The following is a 23,645-nucleotide window of genomic DNA, read 5'->3' on the forward strand; positions in this document are numbered from 1 at the left end:
CTCGGCTGTGGCGGTGTGCTGGTGGCGGGCTGTGCGTCGATGCCCGACAGCGGGGACGTGCACGCGGTGCAGGCCTCGCAGCGGGCCGACTCGCAGGTGCAGGTGTACGCGGTGCCGCCGCGCGAGGGGGCGGCGGCCGACGAGATCGTCGCCGGATTCCTGGAGGCGATGACCAGTGACGACCCGCAGTTCGCGACGGCCCGCAAGTATCTGACGCCGCAGGCCGCGCGCGCGTGGAAGCCGGATCTGGCCACCACGGTGCTGGCCGACGGGCCGAACCCGGAGCCGAACCGGACCAACGACAAGGGCGACAGTTCGAGTTTCACCTTCACGGTCACAGGAAAGCCGGTGGCCGTGGTGGACAAGCAGCACGCCTACCAGCCGGCCCGGCCCAAGACGACGTACAACGAGACGATCCATCTCGTACGGGAGAGCGGGCCCGGCGGCAAGGAGTGGCGCATCGACTCGCTGCCCGAGGGGCTGCTCCTAGGGCAGTCGGACTTCCAGCGCATCTACCGCTCCGTCAACAAGTACTACTTCGCGTCCGGTCAGGAACGGCTGCTGGTCGCCGATCCGGTGTATGTACGACAGCGCAATGATCCCGAGACGCAGATGAACCTGGTCACCCAGACGGTCATGACCGTCCTGGAGGGTCCGACCAACTGGCTGCGGCCGGTGGTGAGTTCACGCTTCCCGAGCGGTACGGAGCTGAAGGAGGGCACCACGGCGCTGTCGTTCGACGACCGCAACGCGCTGAAGGTGCCGCTCAACGAGCGGGCGTCCAATGTCGGCGGTGCGCAGTGCCGCAAGATGGCGGCCCAACTGCTGTTCACGCTGCGGGATCTGACGGCGACCCGGGTCAGCCAGGTGGAACTGGACCGGGCCAACGGCTCGCAGCTGTGCGTGCTCAGCGGCGACCAGGCCGACTACGCGCCGGACCACATCTCCCCCAATCCCGGGCAGTACTTCCTGGACTCGCAGGGGCGCCTCGCGCGGATGCGGGACACCGTGCGCGACAGCACGGACAGCACCGACACCAGCGGCGGTACGGACGGCGACGTCGTCACCCAGCAGGTGGCGGGGCCGCTCGGCAGGGGCGAGCAGAAGCTGCGTACGGTCGCGGTGGCGCGGGACGAGCGGCAAGCGGCGGGTGTGGGCACGGACGGCCGTTCGCTGTACGTGGCGTCGATCGTGTCCGACGGCGAGCTGGTCAAGACGCTGGTCACCAGCCAGAGCAAGGACCCCGCGAAGGACGGGCTCTCGGCGCCGAGTTGGGACGGGCGCGGCGATCTGTGGGTGGCCGACCGGGACCCGGACCACTCCCGGCTGCTGCGGCTGGAGAAGGGCGCGGGCCAGCCTCAGGAGGTCGATGTCGCGGGTCTGAACGGTGCGCGCATCGAGCAGGTGCGGATGTCGGCGGACGGCGTGCGGATCGCGCTCCTGGTGGCCGAGGGCGGCCACACCACGCTGCGGATCGGGCGCGTGGAGCGGATCGGCGACCCGGAGCACCCGCAGGTCTCCGTCGTGGAACTGCGCCCCGGCGCACCGCAGATGGAAGACGTGACGGCCGTGTCGTGGGCCGGACGCAGCCGCCTCGTCGTGGTCGGCAAGGAGTCCGGCGGGCTCCAGCAGCAGCTGCGCTATATGCAGACGGACGGCTCGACGTCGGCCGCGGGCAATGTGCCGGGGGCCAACCGGGTGACGGAGATCGCCGCCGCGGACGACGAGCGGCTGCCGCTGGTGGCGCACTCGAAGGAGGACGGCATCGTCCGGCTGCCGCCCGGTGCGAACTGGAAGACCGCGGTCAAGACGGGCTCCTCGCCGGTCTACCCGGGCTGACGAGCGCGCCTCTCGCGCCGGGAACGCGCGTTGGCGCAGGGAAACCGAAACCCGCCCCGCTGTCCACAGGACGGCGGGGCGGGTTTTCCACAGGGGTGGCCGGGTCGCCTTCCTGTTGGCAGAGTGGGTGCCATGCGGGGATGGTGGCAGGAGATCTCCGGGCTGGTGCTGCCTGTTGCCTGCGGTGGCTGCGGCAGTCCCCGTACGGCGCTGTGCGAGCGGTGCACGGCGGCGCTGCTCGGCGTGCGGGCGCGGCGGGTCCGGCCGGCCCCCGAACCCGCGGGGCTGCCGGTGGTGTACGCGGCGGCCGAGTACGAGGACGCCGTACGGGCGGTGCTGCTCGCGCACAAGGAGCGCGGGGCCCTGGGGCTGGCCGGGGTCCTCGGGCAGGCGCTGGCGGGCGTGGTGCGCGCGGTCGCCGGGGTGTCTCGGGACGGGCCGCTGCTGCTCGTGCCGGTTCCCTCGGCGCGCAGGGCGGTGCGGGCGCGCGGGCATGACGCGGCGCGGCGGATCGCCCTGGCGGCGGCGCGCGAACTGCGGCGCACGGGGACGGACGCGCGCGTGGCGGCCGTGCTGCGGCAGCGGCGCGCGGTGCTGGACCAGTCGGGGCTGAGCGCCCCGCAGCGGCTGGCGAATCTGACCGGAGCACTGGAGGTGTCGGCGGGTGGTGACAGGCTCCTGGAGGGCGGTCGGGTGGTCCTGGTGGACGACCTCATGACGACCGGGGCGTCGTTGGTGGAGGCGGCGCGCGCGGTGGCCGTGGCGGGTGCGGCGACTGTGCCCGGGGCGGCGGACGGCGGCTCGGCGTACGCCGTTGGGGGACGCGTGCGGCGGTCGGCGGCGGCTGCTGTCGTGGCCTCGACGCCGGCGTCTTTCGAAATAAACCGGAACTGACAGCGAACTTGCATCGTTGCAGGTAGTGAGAGGGGAAAAACACCTGAACGGAGGTACGTGCGGGTAGCGGGTGCCGACATCCGTCCGACCGAGCTATGTTCGGTTGTGAGGAATGGCGAGAGCCGGCCTCGCTGAATGCACTGCCTCGCGTCCGGGTAGGTCCCCGGCCCCGAGGTTGGTGGGGTGGCGATCTTCCCGACGGGGGAGGAGGAGGTGAAAGTCGCCCAGTCCGAGGCTCCGGTGCCACCGGAGTCTGGTGCAAGAGGGAGATGCTCCGCAGTGAAGGCGGAGTGATCCGGGAACGGAGTTCTGCGTGGACATCGTCGTCAAGGGCCGCAAGACCGAGGTGCCCGAGCGGTTCCGCAAGCACGTGGCCGAGAAGCTGAAGCTGGAGAAGATCCAGAAGCTCGACGGCAAGGTAATCAGCCTCGACGTCGAGGTGTCCAAGGAACACAACCCGCGGCAGGCCGACCGTTCCGACCGAGTGGAGATCACGCTGCACTCGCGTGGCCCCGTGATCCGGGCGGAAGCGGCGGCAGGCGACCCGTACGCAGCCCTCGACCTGGCCACCGGCAAGCTGGAGGCGCGGCTGCGCAAGCAGCACGACAAGCGCCACACCCGCCGGGGCAATGGACGGCTGTCGGCCGCCGAAGTGGCCGACGTCGTGCCGGGCGTGGCTCAGTTGAACGGAAGCGGTGAGCCGGTGGGCGGTTCGCTGGAGGAGCGCGTTCCCACCACTCGGATGGGCTCGCTCGAAGTACAGGGCGAAGGCCCGCTGGTGGTCCGCGAGAAGACCCACCTGGCAGCCCCGATGACGCTCGACCAGGCGCTCTACGAGATGGAGCTGGTCGGGCACGACTTCTACCTCTTCGTCGACTCCGAGACGAAGCAGCCCAGTGTCGTCTACCGACGGCACGCCTACGACTACGGCGTCATTCATCTGGAAAGTGACCCGCTCGCCGGTGAGGACGCGAGCGGCGCCGGCGGTGCGCTAGGCGGATGACCAGGTGGGCGGCGCGCTGAACGGACGAGTGCGGCGCGCCGTACGACAGTGTGGTGGTGCCCCGGGAGTGCTTGTGCGCCCCCAGGGGCATCACTGTGCGACCACTGGACCACCGCTCTGTCGGCCGGGCATGAAATCATGGCGTCGCACGCCAACCGCTGCTCCGTGGAGCGGGGTTGGTGCAGCCACACCAACTCGGGCCATGGCCTTCAGGGGGAGGAACGATGGCGGACAGCTTCGGGCCGGTGCACGACGGGTCGGCCCCGGACGGTTCTGACGGGGCTCCCACCGGCATGGAAGCGGCCGGGTCGCGCAAGGAACCGATCCGTGTCCTGGTCGTCGACGACCACGCGCTCTTCCGCCGGGGACTGGAGATCGTGCTGGCCGCCGAGGAGGACATCCAGGTCGTCGGCGAGGCGGGCGACGGTGCGGAGGCCGTGGACAAGGCGGCGGACCTGCTGCCCGACATCGTCCTGATGGACGTACGGATGCCCCGGCGCGGCGGCATCGAGGCCTGCACCTCCATCAAGGAGGTGGCCCCCAGCGCGAAGATCATCATGCTCACGATCAGCGACGAGGAGGCCGACCTCTACGACGCGATCAAGGCGGGGGCGACGGGCTACCTCCTCAAGGAGATCTCCACGGACGAGGTGGCGACCGCGATCAGGGCGGTGGCGGACGGCCAGTCCCAGATCAGTCCGTCGATGGCGTCGAAGCTGCTCACCGAGTTCAAGTCGATGATCCAGCGCACCGACGAGCGTCGGCTGGTGCCCGCGCCGCGGCTCACCGACCGTGAGCTGGAGGTGCTGAAGCTGGTGGCCACGGGGATGAACAACCGGGACATCGCCAAAGAGCTGTTCATCTCCGAGAACACCGTGAAGAACCATGTCCGCAACATCCTGGAGAAGCTCCAACTGCACTCCAGGATGGAGGCGGTGGTGTACGCGATGCGCGAGAAGATCCTGGAGATCCGCTAGCCGACACCGTTAGCCATCGCTGCTGGCCACCGCCCCCTCACGGCCTTCCGGTCAGCCCGCCGCAACCGCGACCGCCGCCGTCAGCGCCCGGGCTATTTCCGGGGTGTCGGTGCGCTCGATGCGTACGGCGTCGCAGCCCACCCAGCTCGCCGCCTCCAACAGCGCCTGCGCCATGGGTTCTATCCCCTTCGGGGATTCCAGGGAGACCTGCTTGGCCACCAGGGTGCGGCCCTCGCGGGCGGGGTCGATTCGGCCCAGCAGCCGGCCGCCCGCCAGCAGCGGCATCGCGAAGTAGCCGTACACCCGCTTGGGCTTGGGTGTGTAGGCCTCCAGGCGGTGGCTGAAGCCGAAGATGCGCTCGGTGCGCGCGCGGTCCCAGATGAGCGAGTCGAACGGCGACAGCAGCGTCGTACGGTGGCGGCCGCGCGGCTCGGCGGCCAGCGCCTCCGGATCCGCCCAGGCGGCCTTGTCCCAGCCCTGCACCGTGACCGGCACCAGGCCCGACTCGGCGATCACCGCGTCCACCTGCTCGCCCTTCAGGCGGTGGTAGTCGGCGATGTCCGCGCGCGTGCCGACGCCCAGGGACCGGCCCGCCAGCCGTACGAGCCTGCGCAGGCACTCGGCGTCGTCCAGCTCATCGTGGAGGAAGGCCTCCGGGATGGCGCGCTCGGCCAGGTCGTACACCCGCTTCCAGCCGCGCCGTTCGGTGCAGACCACCTCGCCGTACATCAGCGCGCGTTCGACGGCGACTTTGGAGGCCGACCAGTCCCACCACTCGCCCTTGTTCTTGGCGCCGCCCAAGTCCGTTGCCGTCAGTGGGCCTTCGGCCTGGAGCTGCTTGATCACCTGCTCGTACGAGCCGTCCGGCAGCTCGTGGTTCCAGTGCGGGCGAGAGCGGTAGGCGCGGCGGCGGAAGGCGAAGTGCGGCCACTCCTCGACGGGCAGGATGCAGGCCGCGTGCGACCAGTACTCGAAGGCGTGGCCGTCCCTCCAGTACGCCTCGTCCACCGCCTTGCGGCCGACGGCGCCGAGGCGGGCGTACGGAATCAGCTCGTGCGACCGGGCGAGCACGGAGATGGTGTCGAGCTGCACCGCGCCCAGGTGCCGCAGCACGCCGCGCACTCCGCCCCGGCGGTCGGGGGCGCCGAGGAAACCCTGGGCGCGCAGGGCGATGCGGCGGGCCTCGTCGGCGGAGAGTTCGGCGGTGGGGCGCGGCAGGCTGGTCATGTTCCGCACGATAGACGGCGGCACTGACAACGGGCCCTGGCGCAGGCCGCCCACGGCACGGAACCCCTGACTCCGCCCGCGCGCCCGTCCGACCCGGCCCCGGCCCGTGCGCACCCTCCGCTCACCCCCGTGCCGACACCTACGCGCGCGTCACCCCCGAGACGGCAGGTACGCGCGCGTGGTGGGCAGGCCGAGGTCGCCGGGGAGCAGGCCGCCCACCCAGCAGTCGCGGCGGGTGCCGCCGTGGACGAGGGCGGCGCGCAGGGTGCCCTCCATGGTGAAGCCCGTCTTCTCGGCCACCGCGCGCGAGGCCGCGTTGCCGACCTCCGCGCGCCACTCCAGGCGTTCGACCCCGGCCGACTCGAAGGCCCAGCGGGCCGCCGCCAGCGAGGCCTCGGTCATATAGCCCCGGCCCCGGTGCTCCTTCGTCGCCCAGAAGCCCAGCTCGGCGACGCCCTCGCCGCGCCGCATCACGCCGGCCATCGCCACCAGAGCGCCCTCGCGAGTGCCGGCCTCCCCCTCGGACGTGTCCCGTAGGCGCACCGCGAAGGTGTAGTCGGAGTCGTCCCGCCAGCCGCCCGGGCCGAAGGTCTCGGTGAAGGAGACCGCGTGCTCGCGCAGGTAGGGCGAGGGGACGGTGGTCCAGCGCTGGATGTCGGGGTCCTGACAGGCCGCGTACACCTCGTCCGCGTCCTGCGGGCCGACGGGTCGCAGGATCATGCGCTCGGTGCTGAGGGTGACTGGTTCCATCGGCCGATTCTCCGTGCGAGGGCGGAACGGGCGCCAGGGCTTTTCACACGTTCCCGACACTTCCGGGCAGGTTCCCGGCACCTTCCGGGCCCGCTGTCCGTTGTCGTAATGGCAGACCTCCCGGCGCGGGCGGGTCCTCGCATACGATGGCCGTTGCTCAGAAGTAATCAACCGTACTCGACCGCGCCAGGCCCGACCGGCAAGGAGACCAACCCCCGTGTCCGTCCTTTCAAAGCTCATGCGTGCAGGCGAAGGCAAGATCCTGCGCAAGCTGCACCGCATCGCGGACCAGGTCAACTCCATCGAAGAGGACTTCGTGAACCTCTCCGACGCCGAGCTCCGTGCCCTCACCGACGAGTACAAGGAGCGGTACGCGAACGGGGAGAGCCTGGACGACCTGCTCCCGGAAGCCTTCGCCACCGTCCGCGAGGCCGCCAAGCGCGTCCTCGGCCAGCGTCACTACGACGTGCAGATGATGGGTGGCGCGGCCCTGCACCTCGGCTATGTCGCCGAGATGAAGACCGGTGAGGGCAAGACCCTCGTCGGCACGCTGCCGGCGTACCTCAACGCGCTCTCCGGCAAGGGCGTCCACCTGATCACGGTGAACGACTACCTGGCCGAGCGCGACTCCGAGATGATGGGCCGGGTGCACCGCTTCCTCGGTCTTGAGGTCGGCTGCATCCTCGCCAACATGTCGCCCGCCGAGCGCCGCGCGCAGTACGCCTGCGACATCACGTACGGAACGAACAACGAGTTCGGCTTCGACTACCTGCGCGACAACATGGCGTGGTCCCAGGACGAGCTCGTCCAGCGCGGCCACAACTTCGCGATCGTCGACGAGGTCGACTCGATCCTGGTCGACGAGGCGCGTACGCCGCTGATCATCTCCGGCCCGGCCGACCAGGCCACCAAGTGGTACGGCGACTTCGCCAAGCTGGTCACGCGCCTCACCAAGGGTGAGGCGGGGAACCCGCTCAAGGGCATCGAGGAGACCGGCGACTACGAGGTCGACGAGAAGAAGCGCACCGTCGCCATCCACGAGCCCGGCGTCGCCAAGGTGGAGGACTGGCTGGGCATCGACAACCTCTACGAGTCGGTCAACACCCCCCTCGTCGGCTACTTGAACAACGCCATCAAGGCGAAGGAACTGTTCAAGAAGGACAAGGACTACGTCGTCATGGACGGCGAGGTCATGATCGTCGACGAGCACACCGGCCGTATCCTCGCCGGCCGCCGCTACAACGAGGGCATGCACCAGGCGATCGAGGCGAAGGAAGGGGTGGACATCAAGGACGAGAACCAGACGCTCGCCACGATCACCCTGCAGAACTTCTTCCGCCTCTACAAGCGCCACGACCAGGAGGGCAAGGAAGAGCCCGGCCTGTCCGGCATGACCGGTACGGCGATGACCGAGGCCGCCGAGTTCCACCAGATCTACAAGCTCGGTGTCGTCCCGATCCCGACCAACCGCCCGATGGTCCGCAAGGACCAGTCCGACCTGATCTACCGCACCGAGGTCGCGAAGTTCGAGGCGGTCGTCGACGACATCGCCGAGAAGCACGAGAAGGGCCAGCCGATCCTGGTCGGCACCACCTCGGTCGAGAAGTCCGAGTACCTCTCGCAGCAGCTCTCCAAGCGCGGCATCCAGCACGAAGTGCTGAACGCGAAGCAGCACGACCGGGAGGCGACGATCGTCGCCCAGGCGGGCCGCAAGGGCGCCGTCACGGTCGCCACGAACATGGCCGGCCGAGGCACAGACATCAAGCTCGGCGGCAACCCGGACGACCTCGCCGAGGCCGAGCTGCGCCAGCAGGGCCTGGACCCGGTGGAGCACGTCGAGGAGTGGGCGCACGCGCTGCCCGCCGCCCTGGAGAAGGCCGAGCAGGCCGTCAAGGCCGAGTTCGAAGAGGTCAAGGAACTCGGCGGCCTCTACGTGCTGGGCACCGAGCGGCACGAGTCGCGCCGTATCGACAACCAGCTGCGCGGCCGCTCCGGCCGCCAGGGCGACCCGGGCGAGTCCCGCTTCTACCTGTCGCTCGGCGACGACCTGATGCGCCTGTTCAAGGCCCAGATGGTCGAGCGCGTCATGTCGATGGCCAACGTGCCGGACGACGTGCCGATCGAGAACAAGATGGTCACGCGCGCGATCGCGTCGGCCCAGTCCCAGGTCGAGCAGCAGAACTTCGAAACGCGTAAGAACGTTCTGAAGTACGACGAGGTGCTGAACCGTCAGCGCGAGGTCATCTACGGCGAGCGCCGCCGCGTCCTGGAGGGCGAGGACCTGCACGAGCAGGTGCAGCACTTCATGGACGACACCATCGACGCCTACATCCAGGCGGAGACCGTCGAGGGCTTCGCCGAGGAGTGGGACCTGGACCGGCTGTGGGGCGCCTTCAAGCAGCTCTACCCGGTGAAGGTCACCGTGGAGGAGCTGGAGGACGCGGCGGGCGACCGCGCGGGCATCACCGCCGAGTTCATCGCCGAGTCCATCAAGGACGACATCCACGAGCAGTACGCGGCGCGCGAGGAGCAGTTGGGCTCCGACATCATGCGTGAGCTGGAGCGGCGCGTGGTCCTCTCGGTGCTCGACCGCAAGTGGCGCGAGCACCTCTACGAGATGGACTACCTCCAGGAGGGCATCGGCCTGCGGGCGATGGCGCAGAAGGACCCGCTGGTCGAGTACCAGCGCGAGGGCTTCGACATGTTCAACGCCATGATGGACGGCATCAAGGAGGAGTCCGTCGGCTACCTGTTCAACCTGGAGGTCCAGGTCGAGCAGCAGGTCGAGGAGGTCCCGGTCGAGGACGCCGAGGTGAAGGCCTCGCTGGAGAAGGAGGACGCGGTGCCCGCCGGGGTCGCGCGTCCCGAGATCCGGGCGAAGGGCCTGGACGCCCCGCAGCGTCCGGACCGGCTGCACTTCTCGGCGCCGACGGTGGACGGCGAGGGCGGGGTCGTCGAGGGCGACTTCGACAACGGCGACGACGAGCCGTCCCGCTCCGAGGCGGACGGGATGACCCGCGCCGAGCGCCGCAAGGCCCAGAAGGGCGCCGGCCGCCGCCGCAAGAAGTAGCCGTAAGGCCTGAGAGTCACCGGGTGGGGCCGGGCACCGCATGGGTGCCCGGCCCCACTTCTACTGCCGCGCAGCGCCAGCGCAGATCGGCGCCCTGCTCCAGGCGGAAGGCCATGGCGCGGACGCGGTCGCCCGCGCCGATACGGGCGAACGCCTCGATGACGCCTGCCTGGGGCACGTACTCGTCGCAGTGCCGCACCACCGGCTGCGAGACGGCCCCCAGGGGGATCGCCGGGGCGAGGAGCACCAGCTGCTCGTAGGCCTCGCCGACGGTGTGGCCCAGCATCCAGTGCACGGGCCGTCGGCCGCTGAGCACGGCGAGCAGGCGCTCGGCGAACCAGTAGCGGGGCAGCCGCTGGCGCCGTGCGTAGACGCTGGTGACGTCCCCGGGCCTGGCGGGGCCGACCCTGCCGTGGCGCCCCGCGGGCCTGGTCCGGTCCGTCCGCGCCGCGCCCGCTCGCGTCCTGTCGGTCCTGTTCATCTCCGTCGCCCCCTTTGATACCGGCGAGTAGCTTTCTGTTGGGGATCTTGTACGGGGGCGGCGACGCGGGTCGCAAGGGCGGCGGGGCGGGCGCCCGGGGCCTCCGGAGATTCACCTATCTGGGTGATGGAGGGCCCAGGAGGGCCGGTGGGGGCCGGGGAAGCGGCCGTCGGCCCTCCGATACCTGCAACCCCGTACGGGCAACCCGAAGGGGGACTCCCGCACGTATCCTGAGTGCGTCTTCCGACGAGAAAAGAGCGGCCTGTCATGCGCGTGTACCTCCCCCTGACCCTCCCTGGTCTCGCGACGGCGCACACGGCGGGAGAGCTCGGCTCCGGGCCGCTGACCGCCTACGCCGTCACGCCCGGACTGCGCGAGTGGTACGTCTCGGACGACATCGAGGAGCTGGAGTACGCGGCGCTCAGCCGGGCCGCCGCGGCCTCGCTGCGGCTGCTCGCCGGGGACCCGCAGGCCGCCCGGCGCCGGGTCGTGGTCGCCCTCGACGTGCCCGACGGGGCCGCCTCGGCCGACCCGGACCGGGGACTGGACGCGAGTGCGCTGGGCGAGGTGCGGATCGCCGGGCCGGTGGCGCTGGCCAAGGCCGCCGCGGTGCACGTGGACTCCGACGACGCGGTGGCGGACGTGACCGCTGCGGCCGACGCGCTGGGCGCGGCCGACCAGGGCGACGACGACGCCCAGTTCACCGTCGACGGGGCCGAGGACCACGAACTGCTGTGGTTCGGGGTGCAGGAGATTCCCAACCTGATCGGCTGACCTGCGGTTTCCATCTGCGGGCGGCGGCCGCGCGGTCCGTTGTCAGTGGGGGTGGGTACCGTTTCTGGCATGGGGAAGCGCACGCATCTGGTCTGGGACTGGAACGGCACACTGCTCGACGACATCGGGGCGGTCATCGAGGCGACCAACGCCGCCTTCGCGGAGCTCGGCCTGGAGCCGATCACGCTGGAGCGCTACCGCGAGCTGTACTGCGTGCCGATCCCCCGCTTCTACCAGCGGCTGATGGGGCGGCTGCCGTCCGAGGCGGAGTGGCTGGTCATGGACGAGGCCTTCCACAAGCACTACTGGCTGCGCGCGGACGCCTGCGCGCTCACCCAGGGCGCGGCCGAACTACTCGCCGACCGTTCGGCGTCCGGGCTCGGCCAGTCGCTGCTGTCGATGGCACCGCACGAGCATCTGGTGCCGATCGTGCGACGGCACGGCATCACGGAGCACTTCCTGCGGGTGGACGGGCGCACCGGCCCCTCCCACGGCAGCAAGGCCGAGCACATGGTGCGGCATCTGACGGCGCTGCGGGCGGCGGACGAGGCGATATCCGCCGACCGGATCGTGGTGATCGGGGACGCGGTGGACGACGCCGTGGCCGCCGCGCACATCGGGGCGCGCGCGGTGCTGTACACCGGGGGATCGCACAGCCGCGACAGCCTCGCGGAGGCGGGCGTGCCGGTCGTGGACACGCTCGCGGAAGCGGTGGCCGTGGCGGAGCGCCTGGCGGGCTGACGCCGCCAGGCATCCCACGCCCGGGGCCCGGGCCGTCCGGCCCGCCCCCGACGCCTACGTCACCGGCGCCTTCGCCCGCAGCACCGTGAGGAACTCCCGCATCCACGTGGAGTGGTCCGGCCAGGCGCGGGCGGAGACCAGGGTGCCGTCGACGACCGTCTCCGTGTCGCGGAAGGTGGCGCCTGCGGCCTGCATGTCGAGTTCGAGGGCGGGGTACGCGGTGACCCGGCGGCCGGTGAGGCCGCCGATCGCCGCGGTCAGGAGGGGACCGTGGCAGATCTGTGCGACCGGCTTGTCCGTGTCGAAGAAGGCCTTGAGGATCTTGCGGAGCTCGGGGTCGTTGCGGAGGTATTCGGGGGCCCGGCCGCCCGGAATCACCAGTGCGGCGTACTGGCCGGGGTCGACTTCGGAGAAGGCCAGGTCGGCCGGCCAGGTGTAGCCGGGCTTCTCGGTGTACGTGTCGAAGCCCGGCTCGAAGTCGTGGACGACGAACTGGAGCTTCTTGCGGGCGGGGGCGGCGATATGGACCTCGTAGCCCTCCTCGCGCAGCCGCTGGTAGGGGTACAGGACCTCCAGCGACTCCGCCGCGTCGCCGGTCACGATCAGGATCTTGGCTGCCATGGGTGCTCCCGGGGTCGACCGTGCGTACCTGATGCGTACGGGAATCGTCGTGCTGTGCGACATGCTCCAAGACGTTCTGTGCGCCGTCCCGCGCGCGGGGCTTCGCTTGGCGCGAAATCCCCTGTCCGGCGGGGGGCCCACGGCGCTGCCCACCGTGCCGCTCCGCGCACGGTGCGTACGCCGCAAACGTGCCCCTGTCCGGCCTGTTTGCCAAGAGTGCGGACCCGGCCTCCGCGTCGCTGTCCAGAGTGTCAAACTTCGGGGCCTGCTTTTGTACACATACGGCTCATGACGGGTCGGGGGGGCGGGGCGATAGCCTTGACCCGTGATCAGCGCGATATCCCGCAGGGGCACTGACGCCCCTGCCCTGCGCCCGGAGTGCCACAGTGCCCGGGCTCTCGCTGATTCCCGCTACCCGGGCCCTTCGCCGAAGATGGCCAATAACGACCCGGGCATCTCTCATCGCGGCATAACGTCGACTCCGACCGGACACCCCGCGTCGAGGCGTTGCGTCGCTTCGCATACCTACGTCACGCAACGGCGCGCGACAGGAGCCAGAGGACATGCAGACCAAGCTGGACGAAGCCAAGGCCGAGCTGCTCGCACGGGCCGCCCGGGTAGCTGAGAACAGCCCGGTGGGGGGTCCCGGCGGTCTGGGGGGCGCCCCCCAGGACCGGGCAGCCACTACCGGGTCCACGGGGGAGGAAGGTCCGGGCCAGGACGCCGTTCTCGGGTTCCTCCAGCGCTACTACCTGCACACCGCTCCGGAGGACCTGGCCGACCGCGACCCGGTCGATGTCTTCGGCGCTGCTCTCTCGCACTACCGGCTGGCCGAGAACCGCCCCCAGGGCACGGCGAACGTCCGGGTGCACACCCCGACGGTCGAGGAGAACGGCTGGACGTGCAGCCACTCGGTCGTGGAGGTCGTCACCGACGACATGCCCTTCCTGGTGGACTCGGTCACCAACGAGCTGTCCCGCCAGGGCCGCGGTATCCACGTGGTCATCCACCCCCAGGTCGTCGTCCGCCGTGATGTCACCGGCAAGCTGATCGAGATCCTGGAGACCGGCGCCCAGACCGGCTCTCTGCCGCACGACGCGCTCGTCGAGTCCTGGATCCACGTCGAGATCGACCGTGAGACCGACCGCGCCGACCTCAAGCAGATCACCGCCGATCTGCTGCGGGTGCTCTCCGACGTCCGCGAGGCCGTCGAGGACTGGGAGAAGATGCGCGACGCGGCGCTGCGCATCGCCGAAGAGCTGCCCAAGGAGCCCAAGGCCGGGGACCTGCGGGACGAGGAGGTGGACGAGGCCCGGGAGCTGCTGCGCTGGCTCTCCGACGACCACTTCACCTTCCTGGGCTTCCGCGAGTACGAGCTGCGCGAGGACGACTCGCTGGCGGCCGTGCCCGGCACCGGTCTCGGAATCCTGCGCTCCGACCCGGTCCACGCGGGCGACGACAGCCACCCGGTCAGCCCGTCCTTCGAGCGGCTGCCCGCCGACGCGCGCGCCAAGGCCCGCGAGCACAAGCTCCTGGTGCTCACCAAGGCCAACAGCCGCGCCACCGTGCACCGGCCCTCCTACCTCGACTACGTCGGGGTGAAGAAGTTCGACGAGAACGGCAACGTCGTCGGTGAGCGCCGCTTCCTCGGCCTCTTCTCGTCCGCCGCGTACACCGAGTCGGTCCGCCGCGTCCCGGTCGTGCGCCGCAAGGTCGCCGAGGTGCTGCGCGGCGCGGGCTTCTCGCCCAACAGCCACGACGGCCGCGACCTGCTCCAGATCCTGGAGACCTACCCGCGCGACGAGCTGTTCCAGACCCCCGCCGACCAGCTGCGCGCCATCGTCACCTCGGTGCTCTACCTCCAGGAGCGGCGCCGTCTGCGCCTCTACCTGCGCCAGGACGAGTACGGGCGCTACTACTCGGCGCTGATCTACCTGCCCCGCGACCGCTACACCACGGGCGTGCGGCTGCGGCTCATCGACATCCTCAAGGAAGAACTCGGCGGCACCAGCGTCGACTTCACCGCCTGGAACACCGAGTCGATCCTCTCCCGCCTCCACTTCGTGGTGCGGGTGCCGGCCGGCACCGAGCTGCCCGACCTCACCGACGCGGACACCGACCGCATCGAGGCCCGCCTCGTCGAGGCCGCCCGCTCCTGGGCCGACGGCTTCTCGGACGCGCTGAACGCCGAGTGCGGCGAGGAGCGCGCCGCCGAGTTGCTGCGCCGCTACGGACACGCCTTCCCCGAGGGCTACAAGGCCGACCACTCGCCGCGCGCGGCAGTGGCCGACCTGGTCCACCTTGAGCAGCTCACCCACGGCCGCAGGGACTTCGCGCTCTCGCTGTACGAGCCGGTCAACGCGGCCCCCGGCGAGCGCCGGTTCAAGATCTACCGCATCGGCGAGCAGGTCTCCCTGTCGGCCGTGCTGCCGGTGCTCCAGCGGCTCGGCGTCGAGGTCACCGACGAGCGCCCGTACGAGCTGCGCTGTGCGGACCGTACGCACGCGTGGATCTACGACTTCGGTCTGCGGCTGCCCAAGAAGATCAACGGCAACGGCGACTACCTCGCCGACGACGCCCGCGAGCGCTTCCAGGAGGCGTTCGCCGCGACCTGGACCGGGGCCGCCGAGAACGACGGCTTCAACTCCCTGGTGCTGCGCGCCGGGCTGAGCTGGCGCCAGGCGATGGTGCTGCGCGCGTACGCCAAGTACCTGCGCCAGGCCGGCTCGACCTTCAGCCAGGACTACATGGAGGACACCCTCCGCGACAACGTCCACACCACCCGGCTGCTGGTCTCGCTCTTCGAGGCGCGGATGTCGCCGGACCGCCAGCGCGCCGGCACCGAGCTCATCGACGGCCTCCTGGAGGAGCTGGACGGGGCGCTCGACCAGGTCGCCTCGCTCGACGAGGACCGCATCCTGCGCTCCTTCCTCACCGTCATCAAGGCGACGCTGCGGACGAACTACTTCCAGAAGACCGCCGAGGGCAACCCCCACGCGTACGTCTCGATGAAGTTCGACCCGCAGGCGATCCCGGACCTGCCGGCGCCCCGCCCGGCCTTCGAGATCTGGGTGTACTCGCCGCGCGTCGAGGGTGTGCACCTGCGCTTCGGCAAGGTCGCGCGCGGTGGCCTGCGCTGGTCCGACCGCCGTGAGGACTTCCGTACGGAGATCCTCGGCCTGGTCAAGGCGCAGATGGTGAAGAACACCGTCATCGTGCCGGTCGGCGCCAAGGGCGGCTTCGTCGCCAAGCAGCTCCCGGACCCGTCCGTCGACCGCGACGCGTGGCTGGCCGAGGGCATCGCCTCGTACAAGACGTTCATCTCGGCGCTGCTCGACATCACCGACAACCTGGTCGCGGGCGAGGTCGTCCCGCCGGCCGACGTGGTGCGCCACGACGAGGACGACACCTACCTGGTGGTCGCCGCCGACAAGGGCACCGCGACGTTCTCGGACATCGCCAACGAGGTGGCCGTCTCCTACGGCTTCTGGCTCGGCGACGCGTTCGCCTCCGGCGGCTCCGCCGGATACGACCACAAGGGCATGGGCATCACCGCGCGCGGTGCCTGGGAGTCCGTCGAGCGGCACTTCCGCGAGCTCGGCCACGACACCCAGACCGAGGACTTCACGGTCGTCGGCGTCGGCGACATGTCCGGTGACGTGTTCGGCAACGGCATGCTCCTGTCGGAGCACATCCGGCTGGTCGCGGCCTTCGACCACCGCCACATCTTCATCGACCCGAACCCGGACGCGGCGATCTCGTACGCCGAGCGCCGCCGGCTGTTCGACCTGCCCCGCAGCTCCTGGGCCGACTACAACAAGGAGCTGCTGTCCGCGGGCGGCGGCATCCACCCGCGTACCGCCAAGTCGATCCCGGTCAACGCGCACATGCGCGCGGCCCTCGGCATCGAGCAGGGCGTCACCAAGCTGACCCCGGCCGACCTGATGAAGGCGATCCTCAAGGCGCCGGTGGACCTGCTGTGGAACGGCGGCATCGGTACGTACGTGAAGTCGAGCGCCGAGTCGAACGCCGACGTCGGCGACAAGGCCAACGACGCGATCCGCGTCAACGGCGAGGACCTGCGGGTCAAGGTCGTCGGCGAGGGCGGCAACCTGGGCCTGACCCAGCTCGGCCGGATCGAGTTCGACCGCAACGGCGGCAAGGTCAACACCGACGCGATCGACAACAGCGCGGGCGTGGACACCTCCGACCACGAGGTGAACATCAAGATCCTGCTCAACGGCCTGGTCGCCGACGGCGACATGACCGTCAAGCAGCGCAACAAGATCCTCGCCCAGATGACCGACGAGGTCGGCAAGCTGGTGCTGCGCAACAACTACGCGCAGAACGTGGCCCTCGCCAACGCGGTCGCGCAGTCGCCGTCGCTGCTCCACGCGCACCAGAGGTTCATGCGGCGCCTCGGCCGCGACGGGCACCTTGACCGGGGCCTGGAGTTCCTGCCGAGCGACCGCCAGATCCGTGAGCTGCTGAACAGCGGCAAGGGTCTGAGCCAGCCGGAGCTCGCCGTCCTGCTCGCGTACACCAAGATCACGGTGGCCGACGAGCTGGTCCACACGGACCTGCCGGACGACCCGTATCTGCAGGGGCTGCTGCACGCGTACTTCCCGCAGCAGCTGCGCGAGAAGTTCCCCGAGGCCATCGACGGGCACGCGCTGCGCCGCGAGATCGTCACCACGGTCCTGGTCAACGACACGGTCAACACCGGTGGTTCGACCTTCCTGCACCGGCTGCGGGAAGAGACCGGCGCGTCCCTGGAGGAGATCGTCCGGGCGCAGACCGCGGCCCGCGCGATCTTCGGCCTGAACGGGGTGTGGGACGCGGTCGAGGCCCTGGACAACAAGGTCGACGCCGGCGTCCAGACCCGGATCCGGCTGCACTCGCGCCGCCTCGTCGAGCGCGGCACGCGCTGGCTGCTCAACAACCGGCCGCAGCCGCTCCAGATCGCCGAGACCATCGCCGACTTCGGCGAGGGCGTCGAGAAGGTCTGGTCGGAGCTGGCGAAGCTGCTCAAGGGCGCGGACCTGGAGTGGTACCAGTCGATCCTGGACGAGCTGACCGCCGCCGGGGTGCCCGATGAGCTCGCGCGCAGGGTCGCCGGGTTCTCCTCGGCCTTCCCGACGCTCGACATCGTGGCGATCGCGGCCCGCACCGGCAAGCAGCCGCTGGCCGTCGCCGAGGTGTACTACGACCTCGGCGACCGGCTGCGGATCACCCAGCTGATGGACCGGATCATCGAGCTGCCGCGGGCCGACCGCTGGCAGTCGATGGCCCGAGCCTCCATCCGCGAGGACCTGTACGCGGCGCACGCGGGTCTCACCCAGGACGTGCTCTCGGTCGGCAACGGCAAGTCGTCGCCCGAGCAGCGGTTCAAGGCGTGGGAGGAGAAGAACGCGGCGATCCTGGGCCGTGCCCGCACCACGCTGGAGGAGATCCAGGGCTCGGACGCGTTCGACTTGGCGAATCTGTCCGTCGCCATGCGGACCATGCGGACGTTGCTGCGGTCGCACAGCTAGTACGAGCTGTACGCGCGCGTACGTGCGTGGGGGCGTCCACTTTTGTGGGTGCCCCCTTCCGCTTACGCGGGGACCTGTTGTTCGTCTGCGGGCCGGTGGGGGCCTGTCGCGCAGTTCCCCGCGCCCCTCAAGCCGGGCGGGATGCCGTCGCTCGCCACAGACGGCGGCAGGACAGTGCTGCCGCTGTCAGCAGCAACGCATTGCGCGTCGCCATCAGGGCCGTCCCCAGCGCCGTTCCCGCCATCACCTCCCCGTACAGCGTCGGGAACGCCAGCGCGCTCAGGGCCGTTGTGGGGAGTAGGAGGAGTGCTACCGGGCGTTGGGTCGTGTGGCGGGAGGTGAGGCAGACGGCCGAGAGGCCGAGCAGCCAGATCAGGTACTGGGGGCTGATCACGCGGCTGGTCACGGTGAACAGCAGGACCGCGCAGAGCGCCGCGTCCGCCGGGGTCGCCGCCGTCCAGCGCCACGCCCTGACCCGCCACAGCAGCAGCCAGCAGAACGCGGCGGTGGTCAGGGAGAGCGCGAGGGCGGCCACGCTCGACACATACGGGCCGATGAACTCCATGGCCCCGTACCGGTAGACGACCCTGCCGGGCCAGTGCAGCAGCAGCCGGGCGAGCTGGAGGGCGGTGCCGCCGACGGATTCGATCTGCACGCCCCGGTTTCCCTGCTGGCGCAGGAAGTCCAGGCTGTTGCTGAAGCCGAGGGCGAGCACGGCGAGCAGGGCGGTGGCCGAAGTGAGAGCCGCCGTCCAGGACGCGCGCGTAGTGCGGCCGCGCGGGGTGCCGAGCAGGGTGAGGGCGGGCCAGACCTTCACCAGCGCGCCGATCCCCGCGAGCGCCCCGCCGAGCCGGGGCCGACGCCGTACACAGAGCAGCGAGCCCACGGCCAGGGCGGTCACCTGGACGTCGTAGCGGCCGTACGGGAGGTGCAGCAGCAGCGGCAGGCCGCCGACCCACGTCCAGGCTCCGGCGGGGCTGCCGCCCGCGCGGGCTCCGGCCCGTACCAGCGCGAAGGCGATGAGCGCGTCGGCGGCCAGGGTGATGGCGACGAACGCCTGGAAGAAGGTGAGGAACGGCAGCAGGGCGGGGGAGAGGATGACCGCGCCCGCGCCCGGCGGGTACTGCCAGGTGGAGTCGCCGTACGGGAAGTGGCCCGTGATCAGCTGGTCGTACCACTGGCGGTAGAGGACGTACACCTCGCCGGTGACCCCGCCGACGCCGATCGAGTCGTCGACGAGGAGGTAGAGCATCAGCGCGCGCGTGGCGAGCCAGGCGGCGGCGACGGCGGCGTACCGGGTGCGGCGGCCTGCGGCGCCCGGGTCGGGGGCGGCGGACGGGGCGGGGATGCGCAGCTGCTGGATCGTCATCGATCAGCAGTTTAGGCAGATTTGCCCTATTTCTTCTTGGTGTACTCCTCGTACGCGTCGACGACCTCGTCCGCCGGGCCGTCCATCCGCAGCACGCCCGACTCCAGCCAGATCGCCCGGTCGCAGGTCTGCTTGATGGTGCCGTTGCCGTGGCTGACCAGGAAGACCGTGCCCGCCTCGGCGCGCAGCTCCTCGATCCGCTCCTGGCTGCGCCGCTGGAAGCGGGCGTCGCCGGTGGACAGGGCCTCGTCGATCAGGAGGACGTCGTGGGACTTGGCGGCGGCGATGGAGAAGCGCAGCCGGGCGCCCATGCCCGAGGAGTACGTACGCATCGGGAGCGAGATGAAGTCGCCCTTCTCGTTGATCCCGGAGAACTCGACGATGTCGTCGTAGCGGTCCCGGACCTCCTCGCGGGACATGCCCATGGCGAGGCCGCCGAGGGTGACGTTCCGCTCGCCGGTCAGGTCGTTCATCAGGGCCGCGTTGACGCCGAGCAGGGACGGCTGGCCCTGGGTGAAGATCTTGCCCTGGGCGGTGGGGAGCAGGCCCGCGATCGCCTTGAGCAGGGTCGACTTGCCCGAGCCGTTGGAGCCGATGAGGCCGATCGCCTCACCCTTGCGGGCGACGAAGCTGACGCCCTTGACGGCGTGCACCTCGCGGATGCCCGGGGTGGCCCGGCGGGAGGCGATCCGGCTGAGCGCGGAGGTGGCGCTGCCCTTGCCCTTGCTGGAGCCGCCGTTGACCTTGTAGACGATGTGCACGTCCTCGGCGATCACGGTGGGGGCGCCGAGCACACGCGGCTCGCTCGGTGCTTCGGGTGCTTCAAGGGTGTCGGTGGAGGTGGTGTTCTCAGCCACGGCCGTACTGCTCCTCTGCCTTCCAGAAGTAGATGAACCCGGCGACCAGGGCGACGATCGCCCAGCCGCCCGCGGCGACCCAGATGTGCGCAGGGAGCTGCTTGGCCTTGAAGCTGTGGATCAGCGCGAACCGCATCAGGTCGATGTAGACGGCGGCCGGGTTGTACTCCAGGACCTTCACCACGCCGTGCGGCAGCGAGCTGCGGGTCATCAGGAGCGGCAGGCTCCACATGACGCCTGAGACGTACATCCAGGTGCGCAGGATGAACGGCATCAGCTGGGAGATGTCCGGGGTCTTGGCGGCGACCCGGGCCATGGCCAGCGAACAGCCGGTGTTGAACATCGCCTGGAAGGCCAGGACCGGGACCGCGAGCAGCCAGGACGCCGACGGGTACACACCGACGCAGACCATGATGATCGCAAGCGCGGCCATCGAGAACAGCAGCTGCTGGAGCTGCTGGAGCGCGAGCGCGATGGGCAGTGAGGCGCGCGGGAAGTGCAGCGCGCGGACCAGGCCCAGGTTGCCGCTGATCGCACGGGTGCCCGTCATGATCGACTGGGCGGTGAAGGTCCAGATGAAGACGCCGGTGACCAGGAACGGGATGTAGTCCGGGACGCCCTGCTTGGTGCCCATCAGGATGCCGAAGATGAAGTAGTAGACCGTCGCGTTCAGCAGCGGGGTCATCAGCTGCCAGATCTGGCCCAGCTTCGCCTCGCTGTACTGCGCGGTGAGCTTGGCGGTGGCGAACGCCGAGATGAAGTGGCGCCGCTCCCAGAGCTGGTGCAGGTAGTCGCGCAGCGACGGACGGGCGCCGCTGACGGTGAGGCCGTACTTGACGGCCAGTTCGGCGCCGGTCAGGCCCTGGTCGGGGTCGGCCGGCCGGGTGTCCTGCGCGGAGGCCGGCGGGGCCGGCGGTGCTGCGGTCTGACTCACAACGGTCGCTTTCGACGTGGCTTCGCGGACGGGGGGCTTCGCGGGCGACGGGCTTTACGAGTGTTACGAGAAGTTCGTACGGGTTCGTACGAGCTCTTGCGGCGCCTTACGACGGGACGGGTCCGTATCGTCGTAACGGTGAGAGTAGGGCGTGATCACGTCGCAACGCAACCGTCTCGTCGTATCGCTATGCTCAAGACATGACCAACTCGGACGCCGCCGGAACGGAAACCCCACGTCGCACGCCCGCCGGAGCCGCCGTGCTCCGCTCGGACGTGACGGAGGCCATCCGCAAGGCCGTGTTCGAGGAGCTGGCGGCGGTCGGGTTCGCCCGGATGTCGATCGAGGGCATCGCGCGGCGGGCCGGAGTCGGCAAGACGGCCGTCTACCGGCGCTGGAAGTCCAAGCTGAGCCTGGTCCTCGACCTGGTGTCCGCGTTCGCCGCACAGGGGCTTCCGGTGCCCCACACGGGCTCGCTCTACGGGGACATCCGGGCGCTGCTCGCGGTGGCCTCACTGGCCCTGCGCCACCCGGTCGCCTCCCAGGTGATCCCCGACCTCCTCGTCGAGTCCGTACGCCACCCGGAGATCGCCGACGCCATCAAGGAAGCGCTGCTCGACGGCCAGAAGGGCGTCGCGGCGGTCGTGGTCCGCGAGGCCGTCGAACGCGGCGAACTCCCCGAGGGCGCCGACCCCGACCGAGCCCTCGACCTGATCGTCGGCCCCCTGTACTGGCGCCTAGTGGTCGTACGTGGGGATCTCCCGAAGGGCTACCTGGACGACCTGGCGAAGTCGGCGGTGGCGGCACTGGGGGCGACGGCGCGCGCGTAGGGGCGGCCAGCGCTTACATCGGCCCGCACATCAAGGGGCGCGGGGAACTGCGCGACAAGCCCCCACCGGCCCGCAGACGAAACACACCGCTCCCAGGTCAATACGCCACGCGAGCCAGCACTTCTCCGCTGCGCGGATTGAACGCAACCACCACGGCCTCCCTCGGCAACCGCTCAGCGGCAGTGAGCAACAGCCAGTGCACCCCATACCGCCGCGCGATCCACGCGCGCGTGGCACGAGACGTCGACGTCGCCAGATACGTCGTCACGTCCGCCTTGCGACGGACGCGTTCGGACTCCGCCAGCGCCGGATCGGGCCACACGGGCGCGACCAGGAACGGCCCGTAACCCGGCAACGAACGGACTACGTAGTAGTCGTCCGCAAGCACCGTCGAACCCGGCGGAATGTGCCGAGCCGCCCACCCGTACGTGTCCCAGCGCGGCGGCCGCTCCACGCCCCGCACACCCAGGCCCGGCGCGAGCGCCCCCGCCTGCGCCCAGAAGAACCCCAGACACGCCCCCGCCGCCGCGAGCGGGGCCAGCACGCGGCGGGCCGTCGACCACGGACGCGGCCGGGCCAGCTCGACGGCGAGCGCGACCTGCGCCGGGACCGGGGCGAGGGCGAGCAGCCGCCCGTACGTGTAGTGGCCGCTGGCCCAGCCGTACAGGACGACCAGCAGGAACAGCACGGTCATCGGCGCCAGCGGGTCGCGGCGGTCGCGGCGCAGGCGCAGCAGTAGCGCGGGCACGCCCAGCAGGACGATCAGCCAGTAGCGGCCGGTCGGATTTTCGTACAGGGCCCTGTGCATGGAATCGATGCCGGTGTCGCCGACGAGTGTGAAGATGTCGCAGTACGGCCAGCTCACCGCCACCACGAGCGCGGCCGCGCCCGTCAGCGCCCAGCGGGCGGCCGCCGCGCGATGCCACGCCCCGCGCCGCGCGACGGCGAGCCCGGCCATGCCGAGCACCGCGCCGATCGAAGTGATCGGGTGGACGAGGACGACCACACCGGTGAGCACGCCGAGCGCCGCGTACTCCAGCGGGCGGGCGGGCCCGGCGGACCGGGCGGCGGTCGGGGATGAACGTTCCGTCGCCGTCACGCGACCCGTCACGCGACCCGTCATACGACCCGCCATCGCCCAGATGTGGAAGGTCAGCCCGATGGCGAACGTGCTCGGGTACGACAGGTTCCCCGTCATCGACAGCAGCCCGAGGAACCCGCTCCACCACGTCACATCGGTGCCCCACAGCACCACCGAGAAGGCCAGCGCGAACACCGGCGCCCATGGGCGGCTGGAGAACAGCCGGGTGAAGCGGCCGAGCCCGGTGATCAGGACCAGCAGATTGAGCGGCCCCCACAGCCGCACCACCACCCGGCCCGGCAGCTCGGTGAGCCGGGCGAACAGCCCCTGGACCAGCGAGTACGGCGAGTAGTACGGGCTGCCCGCGCCCGGCAGGTCGGCCATCGGGTGGGCGGGGTGCAGCAGGTCCGCCCGCAACCGTTCGACCACGGCGGCGTGCGTCCCGAAGTCGCAGCACATCGGCACCCGCCAGGCCGCCACCGACACCACCACCCAGAACAGCCCGCCGAGGACGAGGTACGGCGTGATGCGCCAGTTCGGCCCGGCCGGGGGCTCGTCGGCGGGCCGGGCGGGGGCGCGCCGGGGCGCCGGAAGGCGGGCGGGGCCGGTGGGAGGAAACGTGCGCACAGGTCATCGGTTCCTTGGGGCCGCGCTTCTGTCCCG

General features: G+C 70.6%; 17 protein-coding genes. 9 read left to right on the top strand and 8 right to left on the bottom strand.

Going from position 1 to position 23,645, the window contains the following annotated elements:
• Positions 1-39: 39 nt before the first annotated feature.
• The 4 genes from ACT1U9_RS19150 to ACT1U9_RS19165 all read left to right on the top strand — a co-directional run bounded on the left by ACT1U9_RS19150 (position 40) and on the right by ACT1U9_RS19165 (position 4,713).
• Entirely contained in the window at positions 40-1,839 is a 1,800-nt protein-coding gene (locus ACT1U9_RS19150; protein ID WP_444539184.1) for an LpqB family beta-propeller domain-containing protein, read from the top strand.
• Between the two features lie 132 nt (positions 1,840-1,971).
• On the top strand, positions 1,972-2,733 hold the full coding sequence (locus tag ACT1U9_RS19155; RefSeq protein WP_444533930.1) for a ComF family protein: 762 nt from the start codon (positions 1,972-1,974) through the stop codon (positions 2,731-2,733).
• 313 nt (positions 2,734-3,046) lie between these two features.
• Entirely contained in the window at positions 3,047-3,736 is a 690-nt protein-coding gene (gene hpf / locus ACT1U9_RS19160) for a ribosome hibernation-promoting factor, HPF/YfiA family (protein ID WP_444533931.1), read from the top strand.
• A 224-nt stretch (positions 3,737-3,960) separates the two neighbouring features.
• Entirely contained in the window at positions 3,961-4,713 is a 753-nt protein-coding gene (locus ACT1U9_RS19165) for a response regulator (RefSeq protein ID WP_067159746.1), read from the top strand.
• Between the two features lie 51 nt (positions 4,714-4,764).
• On the opposite strand, the gene ACT1U9_RS19170 is transcribed toward ACT1U9_RS19165, so the two are convergent.
• Both ACT1U9_RS19170 and ACT1U9_RS19175 read right to left on the bottom strand, forming a co-directional pair.
• Complete coding sequence (locus ACT1U9_RS19170; RefSeq protein WP_444533932.1) at positions 4,765-5,940, bottom strand: winged helix-turn-helix domain-containing protein; 1,176 nt, start codon at positions 5,938-5,940, stop codon at positions 4,765-4,767.
• A 150-nt stretch (positions 5,941-6,090) separates the two neighbouring features.
• Positions 6,091-6,690 (bottom strand): GNAT family N-acetyltransferase, encoded by a 600-nt coding sequence (locus ACT1U9_RS19175; protein WP_444533933.1) that lies wholly within the window; start codon positions 6,688-6,690, stop codon positions 6,091-6,093.
• Between the two features lie 217 nt (positions 6,691-6,907).
• Between ACT1U9_RS19175 and secA the strand changes: the two genes are divergently transcribed.
• On the top strand, positions 6,908-9,760 hold the full coding sequence (gene secA / locus ACT1U9_RS19180; protein WP_444533934.1) for a preprotein translocase subunit SecA: 2,853 nt from the start codon (positions 6,908-6,910) through the stop codon (positions 9,758-9,760).
• Positions 9,761-9,776: 16 nt separating this feature from the next.
• On the opposite strand, the gene ACT1U9_RS19185 is transcribed toward secA, so the two are convergent.
• Positions 9,777-10,241, bottom strand: coding sequence for an Rv3235 family protein (locus tag ACT1U9_RS19185; protein ID WP_444533935.1), 465 nt, complete (start codon positions 10,239-10,241; stop codon positions 9,777-9,779).
• A 267-nt stretch (positions 10,242-10,508) separates the two neighbouring features.
• Here ACT1U9_RS19185 and ACT1U9_RS19190 point away from each other — a divergent pair, with 267 nt between their 5' ends.
• The gene (locus tag ACT1U9_RS19190; RefSeq protein ID WP_444533936.1) at positions 10,509-11,015 is read left to right on the top strand and encodes a DUF6912 family protein; all 507 of its coding nucleotides are present in this window, start codon (positions 10,509-10,511) and stop codon (positions 11,013-11,015) included.
• A 69-nt stretch (positions 11,016-11,084) separates the two neighbouring features.
• Positions 11,085-11,756, top strand: a complete 672-nt coding sequence (locus tag ACT1U9_RS19195; RefSeq protein ID WP_444533937.1) for an HAD family hydrolase — start codon at positions 11,085-11,087, stop codon at positions 11,754-11,756.
• Positions 11,757-11,810: 54 nt separating this feature from the next.
• Here ACT1U9_RS19195 and ACT1U9_RS19200 read toward each other — a convergent pair whose 3' ends face one another.
• Positions 11,811-12,377, bottom strand: a complete 567-nt coding sequence (locus tag ACT1U9_RS19200) for a DJ-1/PfpI family protein (protein ID WP_188278455.1) — start codon at positions 12,375-12,377, stop codon at positions 11,811-11,813.
• Between the two features lie 563 nt (positions 12,378-12,940).
• On the opposite strand from ACT1U9_RS19200, the gene ACT1U9_RS19205 reads away from it, so the two are divergent.
• A complete protein-coding gene (locus tag ACT1U9_RS19205) occupies positions 12,941-17,911 on the top strand; it encodes an NAD-glutamate dehydrogenase (RefSeq protein ID WP_444533938.1) in 4,971 nt (1,656 codons plus the stop codon).
• Between the two features lie 127 nt (positions 17,912-18,038).
• On the opposite strand, the gene ACT1U9_RS19210 is transcribed toward ACT1U9_RS19205, so the two are convergent.
• The 3 genes from ACT1U9_RS19210 to ACT1U9_RS19220 are packed head-to-tail and all read right to left on the bottom strand — an operon-like array spanning position 18,039 to position 21,071.
• Entirely contained in the window at positions 18,039-19,280 is a 1,242-nt protein-coding gene (locus ACT1U9_RS19210; protein ID WP_444533939.1) for a glycosyltransferase 87 family protein, read from the bottom strand.
• Positions 19,281-19,306: 26 nt separating this feature from the next.
• Entirely contained in the window at positions 19,307-20,074 is a 768-nt protein-coding gene (locus ACT1U9_RS19215) for an ABC transporter ATP-binding protein (RefSeq protein ID WP_444539185.1), read from the bottom strand.
• A gap of 55 nt (positions 20,075-20,129) precedes the next feature.
• Positions 20,130-21,071 (bottom strand): ABC transporter permease, encoded by a 942-nt coding sequence (locus tag ACT1U9_RS19220; protein WP_444533940.1) that lies wholly within the window; start codon positions 21,069-21,071, stop codon positions 20,130-20,132.
• A 200-nt stretch (positions 21,072-21,271) separates the two neighbouring features.
• On the opposite strand from ACT1U9_RS19220, the gene ACT1U9_RS19225 reads away from it, so the two are divergent.
• Positions 21,272-21,901 carry a TetR/AcrR family transcriptional regulator gene (locus tag ACT1U9_RS19225; protein WP_444533941.1) on the top strand — a complete coding sequence of 210 codons (630 nt, stop codon included), beginning with the start codon at positions 21,272-21,274 and terminating at the stop codon, positions 21,899-21,901.
• Between the two features lie 97 nt (positions 21,902-21,998).
• Here ACT1U9_RS19225 and ACT1U9_RS19230 read toward each other — a convergent pair whose 3' ends face one another.
• Entirely contained in the window at positions 21,999-23,609 is a 1,611-nt protein-coding gene (locus tag ACT1U9_RS19230; RefSeq protein ID WP_444533942.1) for a hypothetical protein, read from the bottom strand.
• Between the last annotated feature and the right edge of the window lie 36 nt (positions 23,610-23,645).

This window comes from Streptomyces sp. BR1 (assembly GCF_052373795.1).
Taxonomy (GTDB): Bacteria; Actinomycetota; Actinomycetes; order Streptomycetales; family Streptomycetaceae; genus Streptomyces.

What these genes read in the sequence shown, in the direction of transcription:
- ACT1U9_RS19150 (WP_444539184.1), top strand. Translation starts at nt 40, where the DNA reads ATGCCCGACAGCGGGGACGTGCACGCGGTGCAGGCCTCGCAGCGGGCC.
- ACT1U9_RS19155 (WP_444533930.1), top strand. Translation starts at nt 1,972, where the DNA reads ATGCGGGGATGGTGGCAGGAGATCTCCGGGCTGGTGCTGCCTGTTGCC.
- ACT1U9_RS19165 (WP_067159746.1), top strand. Translation starts at nt 3,961, where the DNA reads ATGGCGGACAGCTTCGGGCCGGTGCACGACGGGTCGGCCCCGGACGGT.
- ACT1U9_RS19170 (WP_444533932.1), bottom strand. Translation starts at nt 5,940, where the DNA reads ATGACCAGCCTGCCGCGCCCCACCGCCGAACTCTCCGCCGACGAGGCC.
- ACT1U9_RS19175 (WP_444533933.1), bottom strand. Translation starts at nt 6,690, where the DNA reads ATGGAACCAGTCACCCTCAGCACCGAGCGCATGATCCTGCGACCCGTC.
- ACT1U9_RS19185 (WP_444533935.1), bottom strand. Translation starts at nt 10,241, where the DNA reads ATGAACAGGACCGACAGGACGCGAGCGGGCGCGGCGCGGACGGACCGG.
- ACT1U9_RS19190 (WP_444533936.1), top strand. Translation starts at nt 10,509, where the DNA reads ATGCGCGTGTACCTCCCCCTGACCCTCCCTGGTCTCGCGACGGCGCAC.
- ACT1U9_RS19195 (WP_444533937.1), top strand. Translation starts at nt 11,085, where the DNA reads ATGGGGAAGCGCACGCATCTGGTCTGGGACTGGAACGGCACACTGCTC.
- ACT1U9_RS19200 (WP_188278455.1), bottom strand. Translation starts at nt 12,377, where the DNA reads ATGGCAGCCAAGATCCTGATCGTGACCGGCGACGCGGCGGAGTCGCTG.
- ACT1U9_RS19205 (WP_444533938.1), top strand. Translation starts at nt 12,941, where the DNA reads ATGCAGACCAAGCTGGACGAAGCCAAGGCCGAGCTGCTCGCACGGGCC.
- ACT1U9_RS19210 (WP_444533939.1), bottom strand. Translation starts at nt 19,280, where the DNA reads ATGACGATCCAGCAGCTGCGCATCCCCGCCCCGTCCGCCGCCCCCGAC.
- ACT1U9_RS19225 (WP_444533941.1), top strand. Translation starts at nt 21,272, where the DNA reads ATGACCAACTCGGACGCCGCCGGAACGGAAACCCCACGTCGCACGCCC.